Raw genomic sequence first — 18,234 nt, 5'->3', positions numbered from 1 at the left:
GGCTACCCTAATTTCACCGGTTTTCTGTCATCCCGACCGCTCTGAGCACGAAGCGGACGGCTCCCTCGATCGCGTCGTCCAGCCGTTCGGGTGGTACGTCGACGACCTGACGGCTGCCCAGCGCGGCGGTGATCATCGGGATCAGGAGGTCGGGATCCTCGTCCGGCACCCCCTCCGCGAGGATCTCGCGCAGCTGACCGGTGATCGGGTCGGCGTGCGCGCTGATCCGCCGGTACGCGGCGGGCGCCAGTGCCGACGCGAGCGCGGTTCCGGGCGGAAGGTGGTACTCGGCCAGCACCCGCAGCTGGAGCCGGACGAACGTCGAAAGCTTCTCGACCGGGGTGTCCGCGGTCGCGACGGCCGCCGTCAGCCGTTCGACGTACCGCGTCGCCTCGTCCTCGACGAAGGCCACCAGCAGGCTTTCCTTGTCGGGGAAGTGGTTGTACATCGCCGTGCGGCCGAGGCCCGCTTCGGCGGCGACACCCGCGAGCGTGATCGCGTCGAACCCGCGCTCGTACAGCTGGCCGCGCAGGACTTCGAACACCCTGCTGCGGACCTCGCGCCGGTGCTCCTCCAGCGAGCGGCCGATGATCTTGGGCACGAGCCACCTCCCTGGAAGGAAACTCTAGGCCTCCAACGACCAGGTGTGCACCGGCGTCTCCGTGGCGGACAGCTCCAGGTACCGGCCCAGCATCCGGTTCAGCGCGGTCTCCCGTTCGGCGCCGCGCTCCTCCGCGCGCAGGACGTACTCCCGCTGCCACGCCGCGCCGGTCCGCCTGGTGAGGCACCGCTGCTCGATGATGCCCAGATAGCGCTCTCTCGCCTCGTCCGAAACGTCCGACCGGCGCAATCCCTCGTGCGCCAATGGCAGCAGGACCCGCAGCACGAGCTCGTCCGGCGGGATCCAGCCGATCCCCGGCCAGTACAGCTGCGCATCGAAACCCCGGCGCGCGCCCGCGTACATGTTCTCCTCGGCCGCCTGGAACGACATTTGTGTCCACACTGGACGGTCGGCCTCGGCGAGGGCCCGCTGCGCGCCGTAGAAGAAGGCGGCGTTCGCGACCATGTCGACGACGGTCGGGCCCGCGGGCAGCACGCGGTTCTCCACCCGCAGGTGCGGCAGGCCGTCGACGACGTCGTACACCGGCCGGTTCCAGCGCCAGACGGTGCCGTTGTGCATCCGCAGCTCGGTGAGTTTCGGGGCCTGCCCGGAGTCGAGTGCCTCGATCGGGTCTTCCCGGTCGGTCTCGGGCAGGAGGCCGGGGAAATACCGGACGTTCTCCTCGAACAGGTCGAAGATCGACGTGATCCACCGCTCGCCGAACCACACCCTAGGCCGCACGCCCTGGTTCTTCAGTTCTTCGGGCCGGGTGTCCGTGGCCTGCAGGAACAGCGGGATCCGGGTCTCGTGCCAGAGCGCCTTGCCGAGCAGGAACGGCGAATTCGCGCCGACGGCGACCTGGACGCCGGCCAGCGCCTGCGCCGCGTTCCAGTGTGCCGCGAACTCCTCCGGCGCGACCTGCAGATGCAGCTGGACGGAGGTGCACGCGGCCTCGGGGAGGATCGATTCGGAGTAACTGCGCAGCCGCTCCGGTTGCCTGCCCGGCAGCGGCGCGCCCTCCATCGAGAGCACGGTGCGCTCGCCACGAGCCGCGAAGATGCGGTCATTGAGCAACGAATAACGGGCGTTGTTGGTCAGCCACTTCTGGTCGAAGTGCTCGTGCCGCAGCGTCGGGAGGATGCCGATCATCGCCAGCGAGGCGCCGGACTCCTCCGCCGTGCGTGAAGCGGCGCCCAGATACGCGTTGAGGTCGTCCTCCAGCTGCAGCGCGGATTCGCCGGCCAGCGGCCGTGGCGGCACGTTGAGCTCCAGGTTGTGCTGGCCGAGCTCGGTGGTGAACGACGGATCGTTCAACGCCTCGAGCACCGCCGTGTTCGTCATCGACGGGCGCAGCTCCGCATCGACGAGGTTCAGCTCGACCTCGAGCCCGATGTTCTTGCGCGGGAAGGAAAAGCTCCCATCGGTGAGCATGCGGGCCAAGGTGTCGAGGCAGCGCTGTACCTTCCGGCGATAGCGGCCGCGGTCCTGCGGCTCGGAGGGGTCCGCCGAAAGATTCTTACCCATGTTCGTCGAGCTCCTCATTGGCCACGCTCCGCGGGATCCAGGCGGGACTGCCAGGCGGCCCAACGGTTTCACGCATCGCAGTCGCCCGGCTAGCGGCCAAACTGGTGCTCTCTGTCACGAGGGGTTAACTGACAGCAAAATACCTCCATTCGTACCACCTACCCTTCGACGTTCGGACGCAAACACCGCGCAGGGAGCGGATGACACACTCTCCGGGTGGCCGAACTGATCACCATCGACGACGCGGGCGACCCGCGGCTCGACGATTTCCGCGACTTGTCCACAGCCGATCGGCGTCCCGATAGGCCGGGTGGGCGTGGCTTCGTGATCGCGGAGGGCACCGTCGTGGTCGAGCGCCTGCTCAAATCCCGCTATCCGGTCCGCGCCCTCCTTGGCGTCGAGCGGCGATTCCACGAATTGGGCGAAGACCTGGACGCGGTCGGCGTCCCCGGCTACGTGACTTCGGCCGAGACGATGGCCGACGTGGTCGGATTCCATCTGAACCGCGGGATCCTGGCCGTCGCCGACCGGCCCGTTCCGCCGCCGTCGGTTGAAGAGGTCATCGACGGCGCCCGGGTGCTCGCGATCCTCGAAGGCGTCGGTGACCACGAGAACCTCGGTTCGCTGTTCCGCAACGCGGCCGCGCTCGGCGTGGACGGGATCCTGCTCGGCGCCGGATGTTCGGATCCGCTGTACCGGCGCAGTGTCCGCGTCTCGATGGGGCATGTCCTGCGCGTCCCGTTCGCCACCTTCGGGTCTTGGCCCGGCGACCTGGAATTGCTGCGAGACCGCGGTTTCCGCATCGCGGCCCTCACCCCTCGTGCGGATTCCGTTTCGCTGCGCCAGTTACGGGACCAGACACCGGACAGGGTCGCGTTGATGCTGGGCGCGGAGGGCCCCGGCCTGACGGACGAGGCCATCGCCGCCGCCGACGTCGCGGTGCGGATCCCGATGCCGGAAGGCGTCGATTCGCTGAATGTCGCCACGGCGGGCGCGATCGCGTTCTACGAGACGCGTCCACCGCTATCGTGAGCACCCGAGCGATCACGAGGAGAACCCATGGAATTGCGGATCCGTGAGGGACGCGCGGTGCTGGCCGGGCCGGGCGGCGACAGCGCGCGCGAGGTCGACCCGCATTCACTCGCGATCGGCTCGGATCTCGCTCAGGCGCTGCACGAATGGGCCAGGGTCGCCTCCGCCGTCGGCGCCTCCGGCACCGAAGCCGCTTCCGTGGTCTCGCAGCGAGGCCGCCAGCTCGCCCAGCGGGTCGCCGCCACGATGGGCACGTCGGTGCGGTTCGTCGACCCCGTCTCCGGCGACGGTGTCATCATCGACCCTCCCGCCCCCGCGCCCCGCAGCGAACTCGCACGGCGCCTCTTCGGCACGCCGGACCCGGCAGGGGAGCCGACACCGTGGCTGACCGGACTGACGGTTTCCGCGTTCGTCGCGGCCGTGGTCGTCGTGGCGATGCTGGCGCTGGCGAACACCCTCGCGCGCGAGACCAACGGGTGGCTCGCGCTGCTCGCGTCCGCCGTCGTGACCGCCGGGATCACGCCGTCGCTGTGGCTCGCGCGGCGGGTGCCGATCGTGCGGTGGGCGTCCTTCGGCGCGGCCGCGGGCATCGTGATCGCGTGGATCGGTGTGCTGATCGTCGTCTTCTAGCGTTTGCAGAACTTGAGACTCGGCCCGCCCGCCTGTGTCGCCGACAGCGCGTAAAGCTCATAACCGTGATACGCGGCGATCTGCACGACCAGGTCGGCGGGTATCCGATAGGACCGCATCGGGAATTCGACCTGAAGGCTGCCGTCGAATTCCCTGGCCAGCCAGCCGACCCGGGTGGTGCGGGGGAACAGGCAGGTGGTGAACGCGGCCGGGACCATGCCGGCGAAGGCCGCCAAGAACAGGAGGCCGGCGATCGGCTCTTCGTAGTGCGACGGAGTTCCGGCGATCACCGCCGCGGCGCCGAGGAGGACGATCACGGTGACGGGGGCGATGTAGTTCAACCAGGCGTAGCGGAACCGGAGTCCCGTGGGCGCAGGCAGTGGAAGCCTAGGCGGCGACGGATCCCGGCTGAGCAGGAGCACCCGGTCGTCGGCGTCGGCGAAATCGGCCGCGACACGCAGGCCTTCGGTCTCGGCGACCTCCGCGACACGCCGGGCGGAGAGGTTCGCGTGCTTGAGGCTGATCCAGACCCGGTCCGAGCCGCTGACCTGGTTCAGCAGCCAGCGTTCCCGATCCTTGTCCGGCCGGTCCGGACCGTCGAAGACCGGCACCGGCGGGACGTGCCGCGGCGCGAACTGGAAGCTCAGGCAACCCTGGAACATCGGCGCGATCTCCAGGTAGCCGCGGTTCCGGGCGATGCCGCGGAGCGACTGCGGGTCGATTCGCCATTCCATCGGCGAAACATGCGCGTACGGCGTGCCGGTGAAAACCTGGAAACGCAATCGGACGGCGCGTGTGTACCAATCCTGCATGAAATCCCCCCAAGCCCGAGGATACTGAGATCCATGGCCGGAGATCCGCTCGATTCACTCAGACGGCTCTGTCTCGCGCTGCCGGAAGCGTCCGAGCGGCTCAGTCACGGCGAGCCGACCTGGTTCGTGCGCGGCAAGAAGACGTTCGTCATGTACGCGGACCGGCATCACGACGACAAGGTCGCCTTCTGGTGCCCGGCACCGCCCGGAGCGCAGGAGGAACTGGTGGGCGCCGAGCCGGAGCGGTTCTTCCGGCCGCCGTATGTCGGCCATCGGGGGTGGCTCGGGGTGCGGCTGGACACCGACGTCGACTGGGCCGAGATCGCACAGATCGTCACCGACGCGTATTGCCTCGTGGCACCGAAATCCCTGGTCGCGCAGGTCCCCGGACGCACGTAATGGCCCCTCCACCGGAAGGGGCCACTACGTGCGGATTCAACCTCGTTGTGATCGGACGCCCAAGAGGACGTCTTCCCAGGATGGAACGATGGGGTGGTTCTTCTTCCCCTTCGCCCGTGGAGCGGGTTCGGCCACTTCGTCCGGCTCGTCAGCCGGAAGTGGTGGCTCGGCATCTTCTTCGGGCTCGGCTATCGGCGCGTCGATCACCTTCGCGACCGGCTCGTCCGGGACCGAATCGAGGGTCGGCTGGACGACCGCGTCCCTGCCGGGCTCGAGTGCCCGTACCGTGCGCGGGGCGCGGTAGGCGTTGGGGTTGAGCAGGACTTCGGCGTTCTCGTCGAGGGCCTGCACGGTGCCGCCGTGCGCGCCGGGTGCGAACGCCCAGTGCGCGCGGTTGTCCGAACGGCCTGCCTTCCAGCTCAGCACGACGACCCACTTGCCGTCGTCGCCTCGCCAGGAGTCCCAGGTCGCCTGGCTGTAGTCGTGACCGCGCTGCCCGAAGGAGTGCGCGACGACCTCGCCGAGGGTCTGGACGTCGGGGCCGTCCTCACGGACCGGGTGGGCCCGCTGGGCCAGCTCGGCGGTGCGGGATCGTTCGAGCAGGACCGGGTACGCGAACCGCTCGACGCGCTGCACGGTGACGCCGGCGCTGCTCGCGACCTGCTCCACGGACTCACCGGCCCGGATTCGTGCCTGGATCTCGCGTGGCCGCATTTGGCTCTCCAACTCGATTTCGATCTGGCCGAGGCGGGTGATGTCACCCCTCGCCGCCGCTCGCAGCCTCTCATCCGCGGGGAGCAGGAAGCGCGTGCGGCTCGCCGGGTCCTCGCACACGATGGACTTACCGTCCTCGTGCAGCCCGACCACCCGTAGCGCTCGCATTCTCGCCTCCCCGATTCTTCACCTTTGTGGGTGTCCACGTTAAAACGGCGCGTCGCCTTGACGTGTGAGGCGCGCCGATGTCATGTGTCCTGCTCACTATTTTGTTCATGACGGCAAGGGGAATTCTGCGGGAGCGAAGCCCGGCTTGCCGCGTGACGCGCCGGACACGCACAGTCACGATCGGGGGAATCTACGGTAGCCGCACCCGGACGACCAGTCCGCCGCCGCGGCCGCCCGGTTCCGCGCCCGCGGTCCCGCCGTGCGCCTTCGCGATGGACCGGACGATCGACAGGCCGAGCCCGGCGTTCCGGGAGTCGCCGGTGCGGTCGCCCGAAAGCCGGCGGAACGGCTCGAACAGGGCGGGGACGGCGTCCAGCGGCACCCGCGGGCCGGTGTTGCGCACCACCAGCGCCGGATCGCCGCCGATGTCGACGTGGATCCAGCCGCCCTCGCGGTTGTAGGTGATGGCGTTGTGCACGAGGTTCGTGACCAGCCGTTCCAGCAGCACGGGATCGCCGGACACCGTCCGTGGCCGCAGCCGCGACTCCACCGTGACCCCCGCCTCCTCGGCCATGGCCGACGCCGACCGGATCACCGTCGCCGCGATCTCGTCCAGCCGCACGGGGGACCGCGCGGCCAGGCCCCGGTCGCTGCGGGCGAGCACGAGCAGGCCTTCGATCATCCGTTCGCTGCGTTCGTTGGTGTAGATCAGGTGTTCGCCGAGTTTCCGGACCTCGGGGCTCGCGTCGGGGTCGGCCATCGCGACCTCGACCAGTGTCCGCTGCACCGCGAGCGGGGTCCGCAATTCGTGGGAAGCGTTGGCGACGAAGCGTTTCTGGCTGTCGAACGACACGGCGAGCCGGTCGAGCATGCCGTCGAAGGTGTCGGCGAGTTCCTTGAGTTCGTCGTCGGGGCCGTCGAGGTCGATGCGCCGGTCGAGGTTCTCGACCTCGAGTTTCCGTGCCGTGGAAGTGATCGCGTGCAACGGCCGCAGCACGCGGCTCGCCATCAGCCAGCCGAGCAATACCGCGAGCCCGCCGGCGATCGCCAATGCCACCAGCGATTGCCACAGCAGGGTTGAAAGGACGTCCGAGCGGTACTCGGTGATCGAGGTCGCGACCAGTTGCGTGGCCTGGGCGCGCTCGGCCGGGAGGATGCTCGTCGTGTCCAGTGGATACGCCCTGGCGACCTCGAATTGGGCCCCGGCGGTCGCTCCGTTCGCGAAGGTGGCCGTGTCCGGCAGGGTCGAGCTGACCAGCAGGTAGTTGACGATGAGCAACGCGAGCCCGACGAGCAGGAACGCGCCGCCGTAGAGCGCCGTCAGCTTGGTGCGGACGGAGAGCCGGAGCGGTTTCACGACCCGAACCGGTAACCCGCGCCGGGCACGGTCTCGATCAGCGGCGGTTCGCCGAGTTTGCGCCGCAACGTCATCATCGCCACGCGGACGGCGTTCGTGAACGGGTCGGCGTGTTCGTCCCACGCCTTCTCCAGCAGTTCCTCGGCGCTGACCACGGTCCCTTCGGCGCGCATGAGCACCTCCAAAACCGCGAACTCCTTGGGGGACAAGGGAAGGAACCGGCCGTCGCGGGACGCCTGGTGCCGGGGCAGGTCGAGGACGACGCCGCCGCGTTCCAGTACCGGCGGCAACGCCGGCCGCGCGCGCCGCGAGAGCGCCTGCACCCTGGCGACGAGTTCGGCGAACGCGAACGGTTTCGTCAGGTAGTCGTCGGCGCCCAGGCCGAGCCCGGCGACCCGGTCGTTGACGTCGGCCGCGGCCGTCAGCATGAGGACCCGCGCTTCGCCGCCGGTCCCGATCACGGCGGCACAGACTTCGTCGCCGTGCACGACGGGGAGGTCCCTGTCGAGCACGACGACGTCGTAGCCGTGCACCCCCACCCGGTCCAGGGCCTGCGCGCCGTCGTAGCAGACGTCGACGGCCATGGAGAACCGTCGCAGGCCCTCGGCGATCGTGTCCGCCAGGAGCCGCTCGTCTTCCACCACCAGCACTCTCACCTGGCCAGTCTGCCCCGGGAGGGGGTAAGCGGGGGATAAGCGCCTGGTCGCGTGGGTCGTGAGTGGCGTTTCGGGTTAGAACCCGAAACGCCACTCACGACCACCTGTACCGAACGCTCAGCCGGCCGGGTGCAACTGCCGCGCCGGGATCACCTGCTGCGGAGTGTTCGGGCTCGACCACAGCAGCTTCATCGACGCCTCCCCGCCGCGTTCGGTGTGTTCGAGCCGGATCGCGTACGACCGATCGGCCACCAGGTCGAGAGTCGCTTTGTCGACACTCGGCCCGTGGGGTGTGGTGTTGTCGATCAGGAGTTTCCCGTCGACCCACAGCCGCACGGTGTCGTCCGAGACCGTGGTGAACGTGTACTTCCCGGTGTCGCGCGCGGTGACCTGCCCGGTCCAGCGCGACGAGAAGGTCTCCGCCGGGATCTTCGCGTCGGGTGAGCCGGTGAACTTCCAGTTGTGGTTCACGCCCGGCTCGACCCGGCGCACCGTCGGCGTCCCGGTGAAATCCGCGTTCGGCCAGTACTCGGTGGTCAGCCCGGTCCCGCGTCCGGCGGGCGCCTGCGGCAACGGGTCGACACTCAGCTCGATGACGGTCGCGATGTCGTTCGTCCGGCCGCCGGACGGCGTGAGCTTCACGCTCCCGGGCGACTGCTCGACCCGCACGTGCTGACGGCTGCCGAGCACTCGCGCGTCGCGGACCCGGAAAGGCGCCAACGTGTCGAGTGCCAGAGAACCGCCCGAAGCGGGCCAGTCGAACACCGACGCGTAGAGCTTGTCGCCGCGACGGCTGACGACACCCCAGCCTGGTTCGGCGACCAGCCCAGGCGCACCCGCCCCGTAGACGGCGGCGGACTGGCCGTTCGTTCGCAACCACTGGCCCATCTGCTTCAGCCTGTCGATGGATTCCCGCGGAACCCGGCCGTCGCGATCAGGGCCGACGTTGAGCAGGAAGTTCCCGCTGCGCCCGGCGATCGAAAGCAGTTTCCTGGTCAAATCCGCCGAGGACTTCCAGTTGTGGTCCCATTCGGTGTATCCCCAGCTGCCGTTGAGGGTCATGCACGATTCCCACAGCTGCCCGTCGACCGGCTTGTCCGGGATCTCCTGTTCGGGCGTTCCCGTGTCGCCGTCGACCACCCGGCGTTTGCCGACGCGGTTGTTGACCACAATGGACGGATCGAGGCTGCGGACGTAGGCCTCCAGCTCCTCGCCGTCCCTTTCCGTCCAAGGGTTGTTGGGCCGGTCGGTGCTCCATTCGCCGTCGAACCACAGCACCGCCGGGTGGTAGTCGTCCACGAGTTCCTTGAGCTGGGCGTACATCCGCTCCTTGTACTTCGGGAACGTCGCGGGGTCCGGGAAGTCCGGGTCGTGCCAATCCCAGATCGAGTAGTAGAAGCCGAGTTTGACGTCGCGCGCGGCCGTCGCGCGCTTCAGTTCGGCGAGGATGTCACGCTTCTTGTCGAACGCCGAATGGTCGCGGAGATTGAACTTGTTGACCTTTGTCGGCCACATCGCATAGCCCTCGTGGTGCTTCGACGTGATCACCACGTACTTCTGCCCGGCGTCCTTCGCCGACTGCGCGATGGCGTCCGCGTCGAAACCGGCGGGGTTGAACTTCGCGGCGATCTGCTCGTATTCGGCGCGCGGGATCTGGCAGTTCCGCTGGATCCATTCGGCGTCCTGGCAAACGCTTCCATCGGGGCGGGTGTACTTCCCCTGGAGCTGTGAGTACGCGCCGAAGTGGATGAACTGGCCGAAGCGGTCGTCGCGCCACCAGCGCGTCCGGTCGGCGGTGAACGGGTCGTCGTGGGCGTGGTCGGACGGGAGTGGCGCGGCTTCCGCGGCGGGCACGACGCCCAGAGCGGTGGTCGCGATGACGAGGGCCGCCAGGGCCCGGAGTGGCTTGCGGCGATTCATGCACTCCTCCTCGCTGAGGTGTGGACGTCGGGGACTTTAAGAAGCCAGAGGTCGGATGTGAACCCCCAGAAGGCCCATGGAAGTGCTAGTTCACCCGTAAAGACGGCAGAAAGATCCGATCTCTGTCCCGCTGACCGGGACGATAAGCGCTGCATAAGCAACATCGCTTACCGCCCCGGAATCGCTCGCTCCGTAGAAATCGGGGCGCCAAGACGACCGAAGGAGCAGCGATGCGGAAACGACCCATGGCGGTACTGATCGCCGGAGCGGTCTTCGCGCTCGTGGCCGGTTGCGGTGGTGGCGGGGACGGCGGCGACAAGGTCGCCTCGATCTCTTCCCCGCCCGCCGCCGGCACGGGCGACGGTAAGCAGGCGGACAACGTGTCCGACGAGGAGAAGTTCCGCACTTACCGGAAATGCATGCGTGAGCACGGGATCGAGATGCCGGAGCCCAAACCGGACGGCAGCGGGCAGGACGCGGTCACCTTCGACGCGCGTGACATGCCGGACGAGAAGAAGATGAACGCCGCGAGCGAGGCGTGCAAGAAGCTGCTGCCGAACGGTGGCGAGATCAAGCCCCCTTCGCCGGAAGAGCTCGACAAGATGCGCAAGGAAGCCAAGTGCATGCGTGAGCACGGCATCGACTTCCCGGACCCCGATCCCAGCGGAAAGGGCGCCGCCATGACGCTGGACGCGGGTGGCGACCCCAAGAAGTTCGAAGAAGCGGCGAAGGCCTGCGGTCTCGGCATGACCATGAGGGCGGCCCCGGCGAAATGAGCGAACACGAAGGACCCGGCGGCGCACGGCGGTCGCGCCGGGCGCGCTGGTTCATCATCGCGGCGGTCCTCGTCGTCGTGGTCGGGACGATGTCCGTGGTCGTGCTGACCAGGGTGGCCTCCGAGGCCCAGCAGGTCGGGCAGGCGCCGCCGCCGGTCGAGACCGCGAAGGTCGAGAAAACCGACCTGCAGGAGGAAGAGGAGGCGAACGGGAAGCTGGGCTATGGCGAGGAAAGCTCCCTCGCCGGCCGGAAACAGGGCACCGTCACCTCCCTGCCGGACGCGGGCGCGGTGCTCACTCGCGGCAAGGCCGTGTACGGCGTCGACGCCAAACCCGTCCCGCTGTTCTACGGCACGCTGCCGTTCTTCCGCGACCTCGCCGACGGGGCCGCGGACGGTCCGGACGTCAAGCAGCTGGAAGAGAACCTGAAGGCGCTCGGTTTCGGCGGTTTCGGCACGCCCGACAAGAAGTTCACCTCCGCCACCGCGGCCGCGATCAAGAAATGGCAGAAGTCGCTGGGCCTGGAGCAGACCGGCGCGTTCGGGCAGGGCGACGTCGTCCTCGCGTCCGGTGAGATCCGGGTTTCGCAGCTCGCCGCGCAACTCGGCGGCCCCGGCGGCGGCGAACTGCTGAAGTACACCGGCACCGAGCGCGTCGTCGAGGTCAAACTCGACGCCGGCAAACAGGCCATCGCGAAGGCGGGGGACAAGGTCGGCGTCGACATCACCGGCGGCAAGACCACGACCGGCGTGATCGGCGAGGTCGGCAAGGTCGCGGAGAACGGCAAGGACGGCGCCGGGCAGGACGACGGCAAGCCGAAGATCAAGGTGAAGATCAAGCTGGACGATCCGGCCGCGGCGGGATCGCTCGATTCGACACCGGTTTCCGTGCGGTTCACCAAGGAAGTGCACAGTGGAGTGCTGGCGGTCCCGGTCGGGGCGCTGCTCGCGCTCGCCGAGGGCGGGTACGCCGTCGAGGTCGACGAAGGCGGCAAGCGGCGTCTCATCGCGGTGAAGACCGGCCTGTTCTCCAATGGACGCGTCGAAGTCACCGGTACCGGTCTCGCCGCCGGGATGCGGGTGGTGACGACGTCATGACCCCGGTGCTGGCCGTGCGCAACGCCTCGCGCACCTATCCCGGCGGCGTGCGCGCCCTGCACGAGGTGACACTGTCCATTGAGGACAGGGAGATGGTCGCCATCCTCGGTCCGTCCGGTTCCGGCAAGTCGACGCTGCTGCAGCTGATGGGCACGCTCGACCGGCCGACCAGCGGCGTCATCGAACTGCGCGGGCACGACGTGGCGAAACTGCCCGACCGCAAGCTTTCGGCGTTGCGGTCGCGGTGGATCGGGTTCGTGTTCCAGCAGTTCTTCCTCAGCGAGGGGGTGAGCGCGGTCGACAACGTCGCGACGGGGCTGCTGTACGCGGGGGTGCCGCGGCGGAAACGCCGCGAGCGGGCGCTGGCCGCGCTCGACCGCGTCGGGCTCGCGCATCGGGCGGGGCATTTCCCGAACGAGCTCTCCGGCGGGGAACGGCAGCGGGTGGCGATCGCGCGGGCGGTCGTCAACTCGCCGTCGATCCTGCTGGCCGACGAGCCGACCGGGAACCTCGACACGGGCAACGGCGCGGCGATCCTCAACCTGCTGGCCACGTTGAGTTCGCAGGGGACGACGGTCGTGATCATCACGCACGACCGGGAGATCGCGGCGGGTATCCCGCGGCGCATCGAGCTGCGGGACGGCCGGATCCGGCTCGACACCGGGACGGGGGTGCTGGTGTGAGCGCGCCCGTTCTCGACAAGACGCCGGATCCGGCCCGGCTCGGCCCGCGTGACGTGCTGAACCTCGGCGCGCACGGGATGCGGACGCGGCCGATGCGGGCGGTGCTGTCCGCGCTCGGCATCGGGATCGGGATCGCGGCGATGGTGGCGGTGCTCGCGATCCCGGCTTCGGGCGCGAAGGCGTTGCAAGACCAGCTGGCCGCGCTGGGCACCAACCTGCTCACGGCGGGCCCGGGCAAGACGCTGTTCGGCGGCGACGCGACCCTGCCGGACAGCGCGGTGCCGATGGCGAAGCGGATCGCGCCGGTCACGGCGGCGTCCGCGACCGGGACCACCGGCGGCACCGTGCGGCGCACGGACAAGATCGACAAGGACGAGACGTCCGGCCTCGGCGTCTACGCGGCGACGCCGGATCTTCTCGACGTCATCGGCGGCGCCGTCCGCGACGGGCAGTTCCTCCGGGACGCCACCCGCGACTATCCGGTCGTCGTGCTCGGTTCGGTCGCGGCCGCGCGGCTCGGGATCGACCACATCGACCCGGCGAAACCGCCGCAGGTGTACATCGCCGGGAAGTGGTTCACCGTCGGCGGGATCCTCGGGCCGACGCCGCTGGCGCCCGAGATCGAGCGTTCGGTGCTGGTCGGCTGGGACGCGGCCAAACGGCTCCTCGACTTCAAGGGCCACCCGACGACCGTGTACGTGCGGGCGAAGGATTCGCAGGTCGAAAACGTGCGGTCGGTGCTCGCGCAGACGATGAACCCGCAGGCGCCGAACGAGGTCGACGTCCGTCGTCCGTCGGAGGCACTGGAGGCGCAGAAGCTGACGGAGAACACCTACAGCGCGCTGTTCCTCGGGCTCGGCGGGGTGGCGCTGCTGGTCGGCGGCGTCGGAGTGGCCAACACGATGGTGATCTCGGTGCTGGAACGGCGCCGGGAGATCGGTCTCCGCCGGGCGCTCGGCGCGACGAAGCGGCAGGTGAGAGGGCAGTTCCTGGCCGAGTCGGTGCTGTTGTCCGGGCTCGGCGGGATCGCCGGGGTCCTGGTCGGGGTGCTGGTGACGTCGGGGTACGCGCTGAGCCAGGGCTGGCCGGCGGTGCTGCCCGTCGGCGCCCTGCTCGGCGGGGTCGGGATCTCGGCACTGGTCGGTGCCGTCGCCGGTGCCTACCCGGCTATGCGCGCGGCGCGCCTGCCCCCGACCCAGGCCCTCGCCTAGCTCGCGTTTCGTCCTCTGGATGCGGTGGCCCACCGCATCCAGAGGACTGAACGCGGAGTGGCGGTGGGTAATCTCGCCGGGTGCTGGTGGGATTGTCGGGGCGGAAACTCGCGGGGGCGTTGCTCGCGCTCGAAGCCGTCGTGGTCGGCGTGCTGTTCACGCTCAAGGTGTTCGACGGCCAGGACCTCGAGGTCTACATCGGCGGCGCGCGGCTGCTCGTCGACTCCGGCGACCCGTACGGCGCGTGGGTGCAGACGCACGGCGGCTGGCTGCCCTTCACCTACACGCCGTTCGCGGCGGCGGTGTTCCTGCCCGGCACGCTCCTGTCGGCCGCGCTGGCCACGCGACTGGTGGGGCTGGCGTCGATCATCGCGGGCGGGATCGTCGTCTATCTCTTCGTCGCGACCCTCAACGGTTCGCTCACCGATCGTGCGAACGTCCGTGGCCGCGCCATCGCCGCCCTGGCGGCGATCGGGGCACAGGCCGTCGGCGGGATCATGGAACCGGTCCGCTCGACGCTCGGCTTCGGCCAGGTGAACACGCTGCTGATGCTGCTCGTCGTCCTCGACGCCCTCCTGCCGGGCCGCGCGCGCACGAAGGGCCTGCTGATCGGCGTCGCCGCGGCGATCAAGCTGACGCCTGCCTTCTTCATCCTGTTCTTCTTGTTTCGCAAGGACTTCCGCTCCGCCGCCCGGGTGGTGGCGGGTTTCCTCGGCGCGGGCCTGCTGATGTTCCTGGCCGCGCCCGGCGCGTCGGCGCGGTTCTGGACGGACATCCTGTTCGACACCGGCCGTATCGGCGATCGCGGTTACGTCGGCAATCAGTCCCTGCGCGGGATGCTCGCGCGGTTCGGTTTCGGCTCTGCGGAAGACGTCGTCTGGGTGCTGGCGTCGATCGTCGTGGTCGCGCTGACCGCGTTCGTGATCGTGCGCGTCGCGGAGCCGGTATTCGCGCTCACCGCGTGCGCCGTCGGCGGGCTGCTGGTGTCGCCGGTTTCTTGGACGCATCACTGGATCTGGTGCGTGCCGATCCTCGCGCTGCTGATCTGGGCGCGTTCGGTCGTTTCCTACGTGCTCGCGGCCGTGACGGTGGCGCTGTTCGTGATCGCGCCGATGTGGCTCGCGCCGCGGCCCGCCGGGAACTTCGGCTGGTGGCTGGCGACGGAGTCTTACGTGCTGCACGGCCTGGTCCTGCTGCTCTTCTTCGCCCTGATAGCGCGTGAAGGCCCCCTTCCCTCGGCTCAGCCGAGGGAAGGGGGCCTTCACGCGCGAAAAGAGTCCTAGCCCAGGCGCTCGACGACGTACTCGATGCTCTGGGTCAGCTTCGTGATGTCGTCCGGGTCGATGGCCGGGAACAGGCCGACGCGCAGCTGGTTGCGGCCCAGCTTCCGGTACGGCTCGGTGTCGACGATCCCGTTGGCGCGCAGCACCTTCGCCACCGCGGCGGCGTCCACCTCGTCGGCGAAGTCGATGGTGCCGACGACCTGCGAGCGCAGCGACGGGTCGCTGACGAACGGCGTCGTGTAGCCGGTCTTCTCTGCCCATTCGTACAGCCGGGTCGACGAGTCGCGGGTCCGCGAGGTCGTCCACTCGAGGCCGCCGTTCGAGTTCATCCACTCGATCTGGTCGGCCAGCAGGAACAGCGTCGACACCGCCGGGGTGTTGTACGTCTGGTCCTTGCGCGAGTTGTCGAGCGCCGTGGTCAGCGACAGGAACTCGGGGATCCAGCGGTCGCTCGCGCCGATCTCGCCGATGCGCTCGACGGCCGCGGGCGAAGCCAGCGCGATCCAGAGGCCACCGTCGGAGGCGAAGGACTTCTGGGGCGCGAAGTAGTAGACGTCGAAGTCCTCGGCCTTGACCGGCAGGCCGCCCGCGCCGGAGGTGGCGTCGATGGCGACGAGGGCGCCTTCGCTGCCTTCGGGGCGACGGACCGGCACCGCGACACCGGTCGAGGTCTCGTTGTGCGCCCAGCCGACCAGGTCGGCACCGGCCTCGTAGGCGATCTCGGGCGCGCTGCCCGGGTCGGCCTTGACGACGATCGGGTCGGCGAGGAAGGGGGCGCCCTTGGTCACCGTGGCGAACTTCGAGGAGAACTCGCCGTAGGTGAAGTGCTGCGCACGTTCCCGCACGAGCCCGAACGCGGCGGCGTCCCAGAATGCGGTCGTCCCGCCGTTGCCGAGGACCACTTCGTAGCCTTCGGGCAGGGAGAACAATTCGGACAGACCCGCACGCACGCGGCCGACGAGGGACTTCACCGGCTTCTGACGGTGCGAGGTGCCGAGGTAGGTGGCACCGGATTTCGCCAGGTTGGCGAGCTGCTCGTCACGGACCTTGGACGGTCCGCAGCCGAAGCGGCCATCGGCAGGCTTCAGGTCCGCGGGGAGGGTCAACTCAGGTGCGTCGGTCATGTGCCCAGTCTCTCAGGTCGGGATGACCCTGCTGATAGTCGGTGTCGCGTGTCCGATATGTGGGATCGAACAACTCGCTCCCGCCGGTGCCCGGCGCACGGGTAGCTTCTCGCCTCATGGCGACAGTGCACGAGCGATTCCCCCTGGCCCCCGAGGCGTTGTGGCAGGCCCTTCCGAACGGGGTCACGGCGGTCAAGGGGAAGAACCCTTTCTACGACGCGGCCGCGGGCTACGTCACCTTCTCCACCAGCATGGGCCTCTTCAGCTACGGCCAGACGGTCACCGTGAAGGTGGAGCGGACGACGGAGGGCTCCGGGCTGGCGATCCAGACGAGCCTGAAGTTCGGCTTCGTCGACTGGGGCGAGGGCAAGCGCATCGCCCGCAAGTTCATCGCGGCCGTCGGCGCGGCGGTCGGGCACACCCCGGCGGCCTGATGCCCGAACCGTGGAGACCCAGATGGGGTTTCCTGTTCCTGTACTTCCTCGTGTTCGTCGTCCACACGGTCTTCGCCGAGTGGGACGAGACGGCGGCGATCGGCGCACCGCTCGGTTTCGTGGCGACGCTCGTGCTCGTGTTCGTTCCCGGCGTGCCGGTCCGCCGGCGGTGGGCGGCGCTGCGGTTCACGATCCGGCGCCGTGAAGGCGTCCTCGACGTCGTTTTCGGTCCTTGGGCGCTGGCCACCGCCACACTGGATCCGGACGCCGGGACCACGCGCGGGTGGGTGGTGATCGAGGGTGCCCCGGCGAAGTTCGGCATCGAGGACTGTCCTGACGAACTCGCCGAGTCGCTGCGCGGCCCGCGCCGGATGTGGGTCGTCGGCGACGCCCACTACGGCGACGTCCTGGTGTGCGCCGACGGCGGCCGCGAGTTCACGACCGCCGCCGTCCGCTTCCGCTAGCGCCAGCCCTCGGGATCGACGCCGCCAGGGATGGGTGCGGCCGGGTCGAACGGGGTGCGCGAGAAGATGAACGTCGCGAGGTCGAGATGGTTCGGCTTGCCCGCCGAATCCCGGCCGACCCGCAGCGTTTCGCCCGCGTAGTAGGCGTCGAGACCGACCCAGGTGTCCTCGCCCACCGGCGCGAACCGCGACGCGCGGCCGGGGCCGTCGGTCGGCGCGAGGGAGAACAAACCACCAGGAAGCAGCCGCAGGTGGTACGGCGTCGGCCCCCAGTGCCACAACCCGGTCAGCTCCAGCAGCTTCGGGTCCACAGTGGACGGTTGCCACTCGGCGGGCATGGACGGCTCGTGCTGTTCGGTCAGGTTCATCAGGTCGAGGCACAGCTGCGTGATGCCGACGCCCGCCGTCGAGTTCGTCAGCACCAGCGCGCCGATGCCCGCGTTCGCGTCGACCAGCGAGCAGGCGAGGAAGCCCGGCATCGATCCGGTGTGCCCGGCCAGCCGCCTGCCCTCCGTGCGGACCAGCATGACACCGAGACCGAACCCGGTGGTCCAGGTGTCGCCGTCGTCCACGGTGACCATTTCGCGCATCTCCGCGACGGTCTGCTCGCTCAGCACGCCGCCGGTGTGCCCGCCGAGGAACGCCGTCCAGCGGGCGAGGTCGGTGGCCGTCGACCACAGCTGGCCGGCGGGGGCCATCGCGCCCGCGTCCGGCGACGGCTCCGGCATGAGGAGATCGGCGAAGGGATGCACGGCGAACCCGTCCGCGTGCGCGCCTTCCGGATGCGGCGAGGTCCGGGTCATGCCGAGCGGGCCGAGGATCTCGGCGCGGACGACGTCGAGCCACGACTGCCCCCGGTGCCGGGCGACCAGCTCGCCGAGCACGCCGTAGCCGACGTTGCTGTAGTGGAACCGGCTGCCCGGCCGCAGCCGCGTCGCGCCGTCCTTGAGGCTCTCGACGAGCGCGTCCCAGTCCGCGCCCACGGTGCGCTCCCACCAGGAACCGGGCGATTCCGCGGTCAGGCCCGAGGTGTGCGACAGCAGCTGGGCGATGGTGGCCGAACCGAACGAGGTGCCGGGCAGGTGCTGCTCCAGCGGGTCGTTGAGGTCGAGCTTGCCTTCGTCGCGCAGCCGCATGACGGCCGTCGCGACGAGTGTCTTGGTGATCGACCCGAGCCGGTACTGCGTGTCGGCGCCCGGTGTCTCGCCGCCGACGCGTCCGCGCCCTCCGGACCAGGCGAGTTCCCCGTCGCGGACGACGGCGGCGACGATGGACGGGGTGCGGCACGAGGATTGCTCGTGCGCGAGGCGGCGAAGCAGCGCCATTTCGGTCGTGGCAAGCATGGGACG

At 69.4% G+C, this 18,234-nt stretch carries 19 protein-coding genes; 10 read left to right on the top strand and 9 right to left on the bottom strand.

From position 1 onward, the window contains the following. Positions 1-13 precede the first annotated feature (13 nt). Both AORI_RS77335 and AORI_RS77330 read right to left on the bottom strand, forming a co-directional pair. Entirely contained in the window at positions 14-601 is a 588-nt protein-coding gene (locus AORI_RS77335; RefSeq protein ID WP_016337535.1) for a TetR/AcrR family transcriptional regulator, read from the bottom strand. 24 nt (positions 602-625) lie between these two features. Next, positions 626-2,125 carry a glutamate-cysteine ligase family protein gene (locus tag AORI_RS77330; protein WP_016337534.1) on the bottom strand — a complete coding sequence of 500 codons (1,500 nt, stop codon included), beginning with the start codon at positions 2,123-2,125 and terminating at the stop codon, positions 626-628. 216 nt (positions 2,126-2,341) lie between these two features. Here AORI_RS77330 and AORI_RS77325 point away from each other — a divergent pair, with 216 nt between their 5' ends. Continuing rightward, the gene (locus AORI_RS77325; protein WP_016337533.1) at positions 2,342-3,157 is read left to right on the top strand and encodes a TrmH family RNA methyltransferase; all 816 of its coding nucleotides are present in this window, start codon (positions 2,342-2,344) and stop codon (positions 3,155-3,157) included. Positions 3,158-3,184: 27 nt separating this feature from the next. Beyond that, positions 3,185-3,787: a DUF2537 domain-containing protein gene (locus AORI_RS77320; RefSeq protein ID WP_016337532.1), complete on the top strand. Its 603-nt coding sequence runs from the start codon at positions 3,185-3,187 to the stop codon at positions 3,785-3,787. On the opposite strand, the gene AORI_RS77315 is transcribed toward AORI_RS77320, so the two are convergent. Continuing rightward, complete coding sequence (locus AORI_RS77315) at positions 3,784-4,521, bottom strand: hypothetical protein (RefSeq protein WP_228688254.1); 738 nt, start codon at positions 4,519-4,521, stop codon at positions 3,784-3,786. The genes AORI_RS77320 and AORI_RS77315 overlap by 4 nt on opposite strands. Positions 4,522-4,632: 111 nt before the next feature. Here AORI_RS77315 and AORI_RS77310 point away from each other — a divergent pair, with 111 nt between their 5' ends. Beyond that, positions 4,633-4,998 carry an MmcQ/YjbR family DNA-binding protein gene (locus tag AORI_RS77310; RefSeq protein ID WP_016337530.1) on the top strand — a complete coding sequence of 122 codons (366 nt, stop codon included), beginning with the start codon at positions 4,633-4,635 and terminating at the stop codon, positions 4,996-4,998. 36 nt (positions 4,999-5,034) lie between these two features. Here the strand turns inward: AORI_RS77310 and sepH are convergent, their stop codons facing one another. The 4 genes from sepH to AORI_RS77290 all read right to left on the bottom strand — a co-directional run bounded on the left by sepH (position 5,035) and on the right by AORI_RS77290 (position 9,813). After that, on the bottom strand, positions 5,035-5,880 hold the full coding sequence (gene sepH / locus AORI_RS77305) for a septation protein SepH (protein WP_016337529.1): 846 nt from the start codon (positions 5,878-5,880) through the stop codon (positions 5,035-5,037). Between the two features lie 190 nt (positions 5,881-6,070). Beyond that, positions 6,071-7,237 carry an ATP-binding protein gene (locus tag AORI_RS77300; protein WP_016337528.1) on the bottom strand — a complete coding sequence of 389 codons (1,167 nt, stop codon included), beginning with the start codon at positions 7,235-7,237 and terminating at the stop codon, positions 6,071-6,073. After that, entirely contained in the window at positions 7,234-7,893 is a 660-nt protein-coding gene (locus AORI_RS77295) for a response regulator transcription factor (RefSeq protein ID WP_037348058.1), read from the bottom strand. Before AORI_RS77295 ends, AORI_RS77300 begins: the two co-directional genes overlap by 4 nt. Before the next feature lie 117 nt (positions 7,894-8,010). Then, positions 8,011-9,813, bottom strand: coding sequence for an alpha-L-fucosidase (locus AORI_RS77290; protein ID WP_016337526.1), 1,803 nt, complete (start codon positions 9,811-9,813; stop codon positions 8,011-8,013). A gap of 230 nt (positions 9,814-10,043) precedes the next feature. On the opposite strand from AORI_RS77290, the gene AORI_RS77285 reads away from it, so the two are divergent. The 5 genes from AORI_RS77285 (at position 10,044) to AORI_RS77265 (ending at position 14,863) form a co-directional block, all read left to right on the top strand. Continuing rightward, entirely contained in the window at positions 10,044-10,589 is a 546-nt protein-coding gene (locus tag AORI_RS77285) for a hypothetical protein (protein WP_016337525.1), read from the top strand. Continuing rightward, the gene (locus AORI_RS77280) at positions 10,586-11,686 is read left to right on the top strand and encodes a peptidoglycan-binding protein (RefSeq protein WP_016337524.1); all 1,101 of its coding nucleotides are present in this window, start codon (positions 10,586-10,588) and stop codon (positions 11,684-11,686) included. The genes AORI_RS77285 and AORI_RS77280 overlap by 4 nt, the downstream gene beginning before the upstream one ends. Next, a complete protein-coding gene (locus AORI_RS77275; protein WP_007033339.1) occupies positions 11,683-12,369 on the top strand; it encodes an ABC transporter ATP-binding protein in 687 nt (228 codons plus the stop codon). Before AORI_RS77280 ends, AORI_RS77275 begins: the two co-directional genes overlap by 4 nt. Further along, positions 12,366-13,580: an ABC transporter permease gene (locus AORI_RS77270; protein WP_016337523.1), complete on the top strand. Its 1,215-nt coding sequence runs from the start codon at positions 12,366-12,368 to the stop codon at positions 13,578-13,580. The genes AORI_RS77275 and AORI_RS77270 overlap by 4 nt, the downstream gene beginning before the upstream one ends. 80 nt (positions 13,581-13,660) lie before the next feature. Beyond that, the gene (locus tag AORI_RS77265) at positions 13,661-14,863 is read left to right on the top strand and encodes a glycosyltransferase 87 family protein (RefSeq protein ID WP_016337522.1); all 1,203 of its coding nucleotides are present in this window, start codon (positions 13,661-13,663) and stop codon (positions 14,861-14,863) included. On the opposite strand, the gene serC is transcribed toward AORI_RS77265, so the two are convergent. After that, the gene (gene serC, locus AORI_RS77260; protein ID WP_016337521.1) at positions 14,860-15,987 is read right to left on the bottom strand and encodes a phosphoserine transaminase; all 1,128 of its coding nucleotides are present in this window, start codon (positions 15,985-15,987) and stop codon (positions 14,860-14,862) included. The genes AORI_RS77265 and serC overlap by 4 nt on opposite strands. Before the next feature lie 116 nt (positions 15,988-16,103). Between serC and AORI_RS77255 the strand changes: the two genes are divergently transcribed. Both AORI_RS77255 and AORI_RS77250 read left to right on the top strand, forming a co-directional pair. Further along, the gene (locus AORI_RS77255) at positions 16,104-16,421 is read left to right on the top strand and encodes a hypothetical protein (RefSeq protein WP_016337520.1); all 318 of its coding nucleotides are present in this window, start codon (positions 16,104-16,106) and stop codon (positions 16,419-16,421) included. After that, positions 16,421-16,885: a hypothetical protein gene (locus AORI_RS77250; protein WP_016337519.1), complete on the top strand. Its 465-nt coding sequence runs from the start codon at positions 16,421-16,423 to the stop codon at positions 16,883-16,885. Before AORI_RS77255 ends, AORI_RS77250 begins: the two co-directional genes overlap by 1 nt. On the opposite strand, the gene AORI_RS77245 is transcribed toward AORI_RS77250, so the two are convergent. After that, complete coding sequence (locus AORI_RS77245) at positions 16,882-18,228, bottom strand: serine hydrolase domain-containing protein (RefSeq protein WP_016337518.1); 1,347 nt, start codon at positions 18,226-18,228, stop codon at positions 16,882-16,884. The genes AORI_RS77250 and AORI_RS77245 overlap by 4 nt on opposite strands. Positions 18,229-18,234: the final 6 nt, after the last annotated feature.

The sequence above is a fragment of the Amycolatopsis keratiniphila genome, assembly GCF_000400635.2.
In the GTDB taxonomy this organism is placed as follows: Bacteria; Actinomycetota; Actinomycetes; order Mycobacteriales; family Pseudonocardiaceae; genus Amycolatopsis; species Amycolatopsis keratiniphila.
This window is presented reverse-complemented; position numbering and strand designations above follow the sequence as displayed.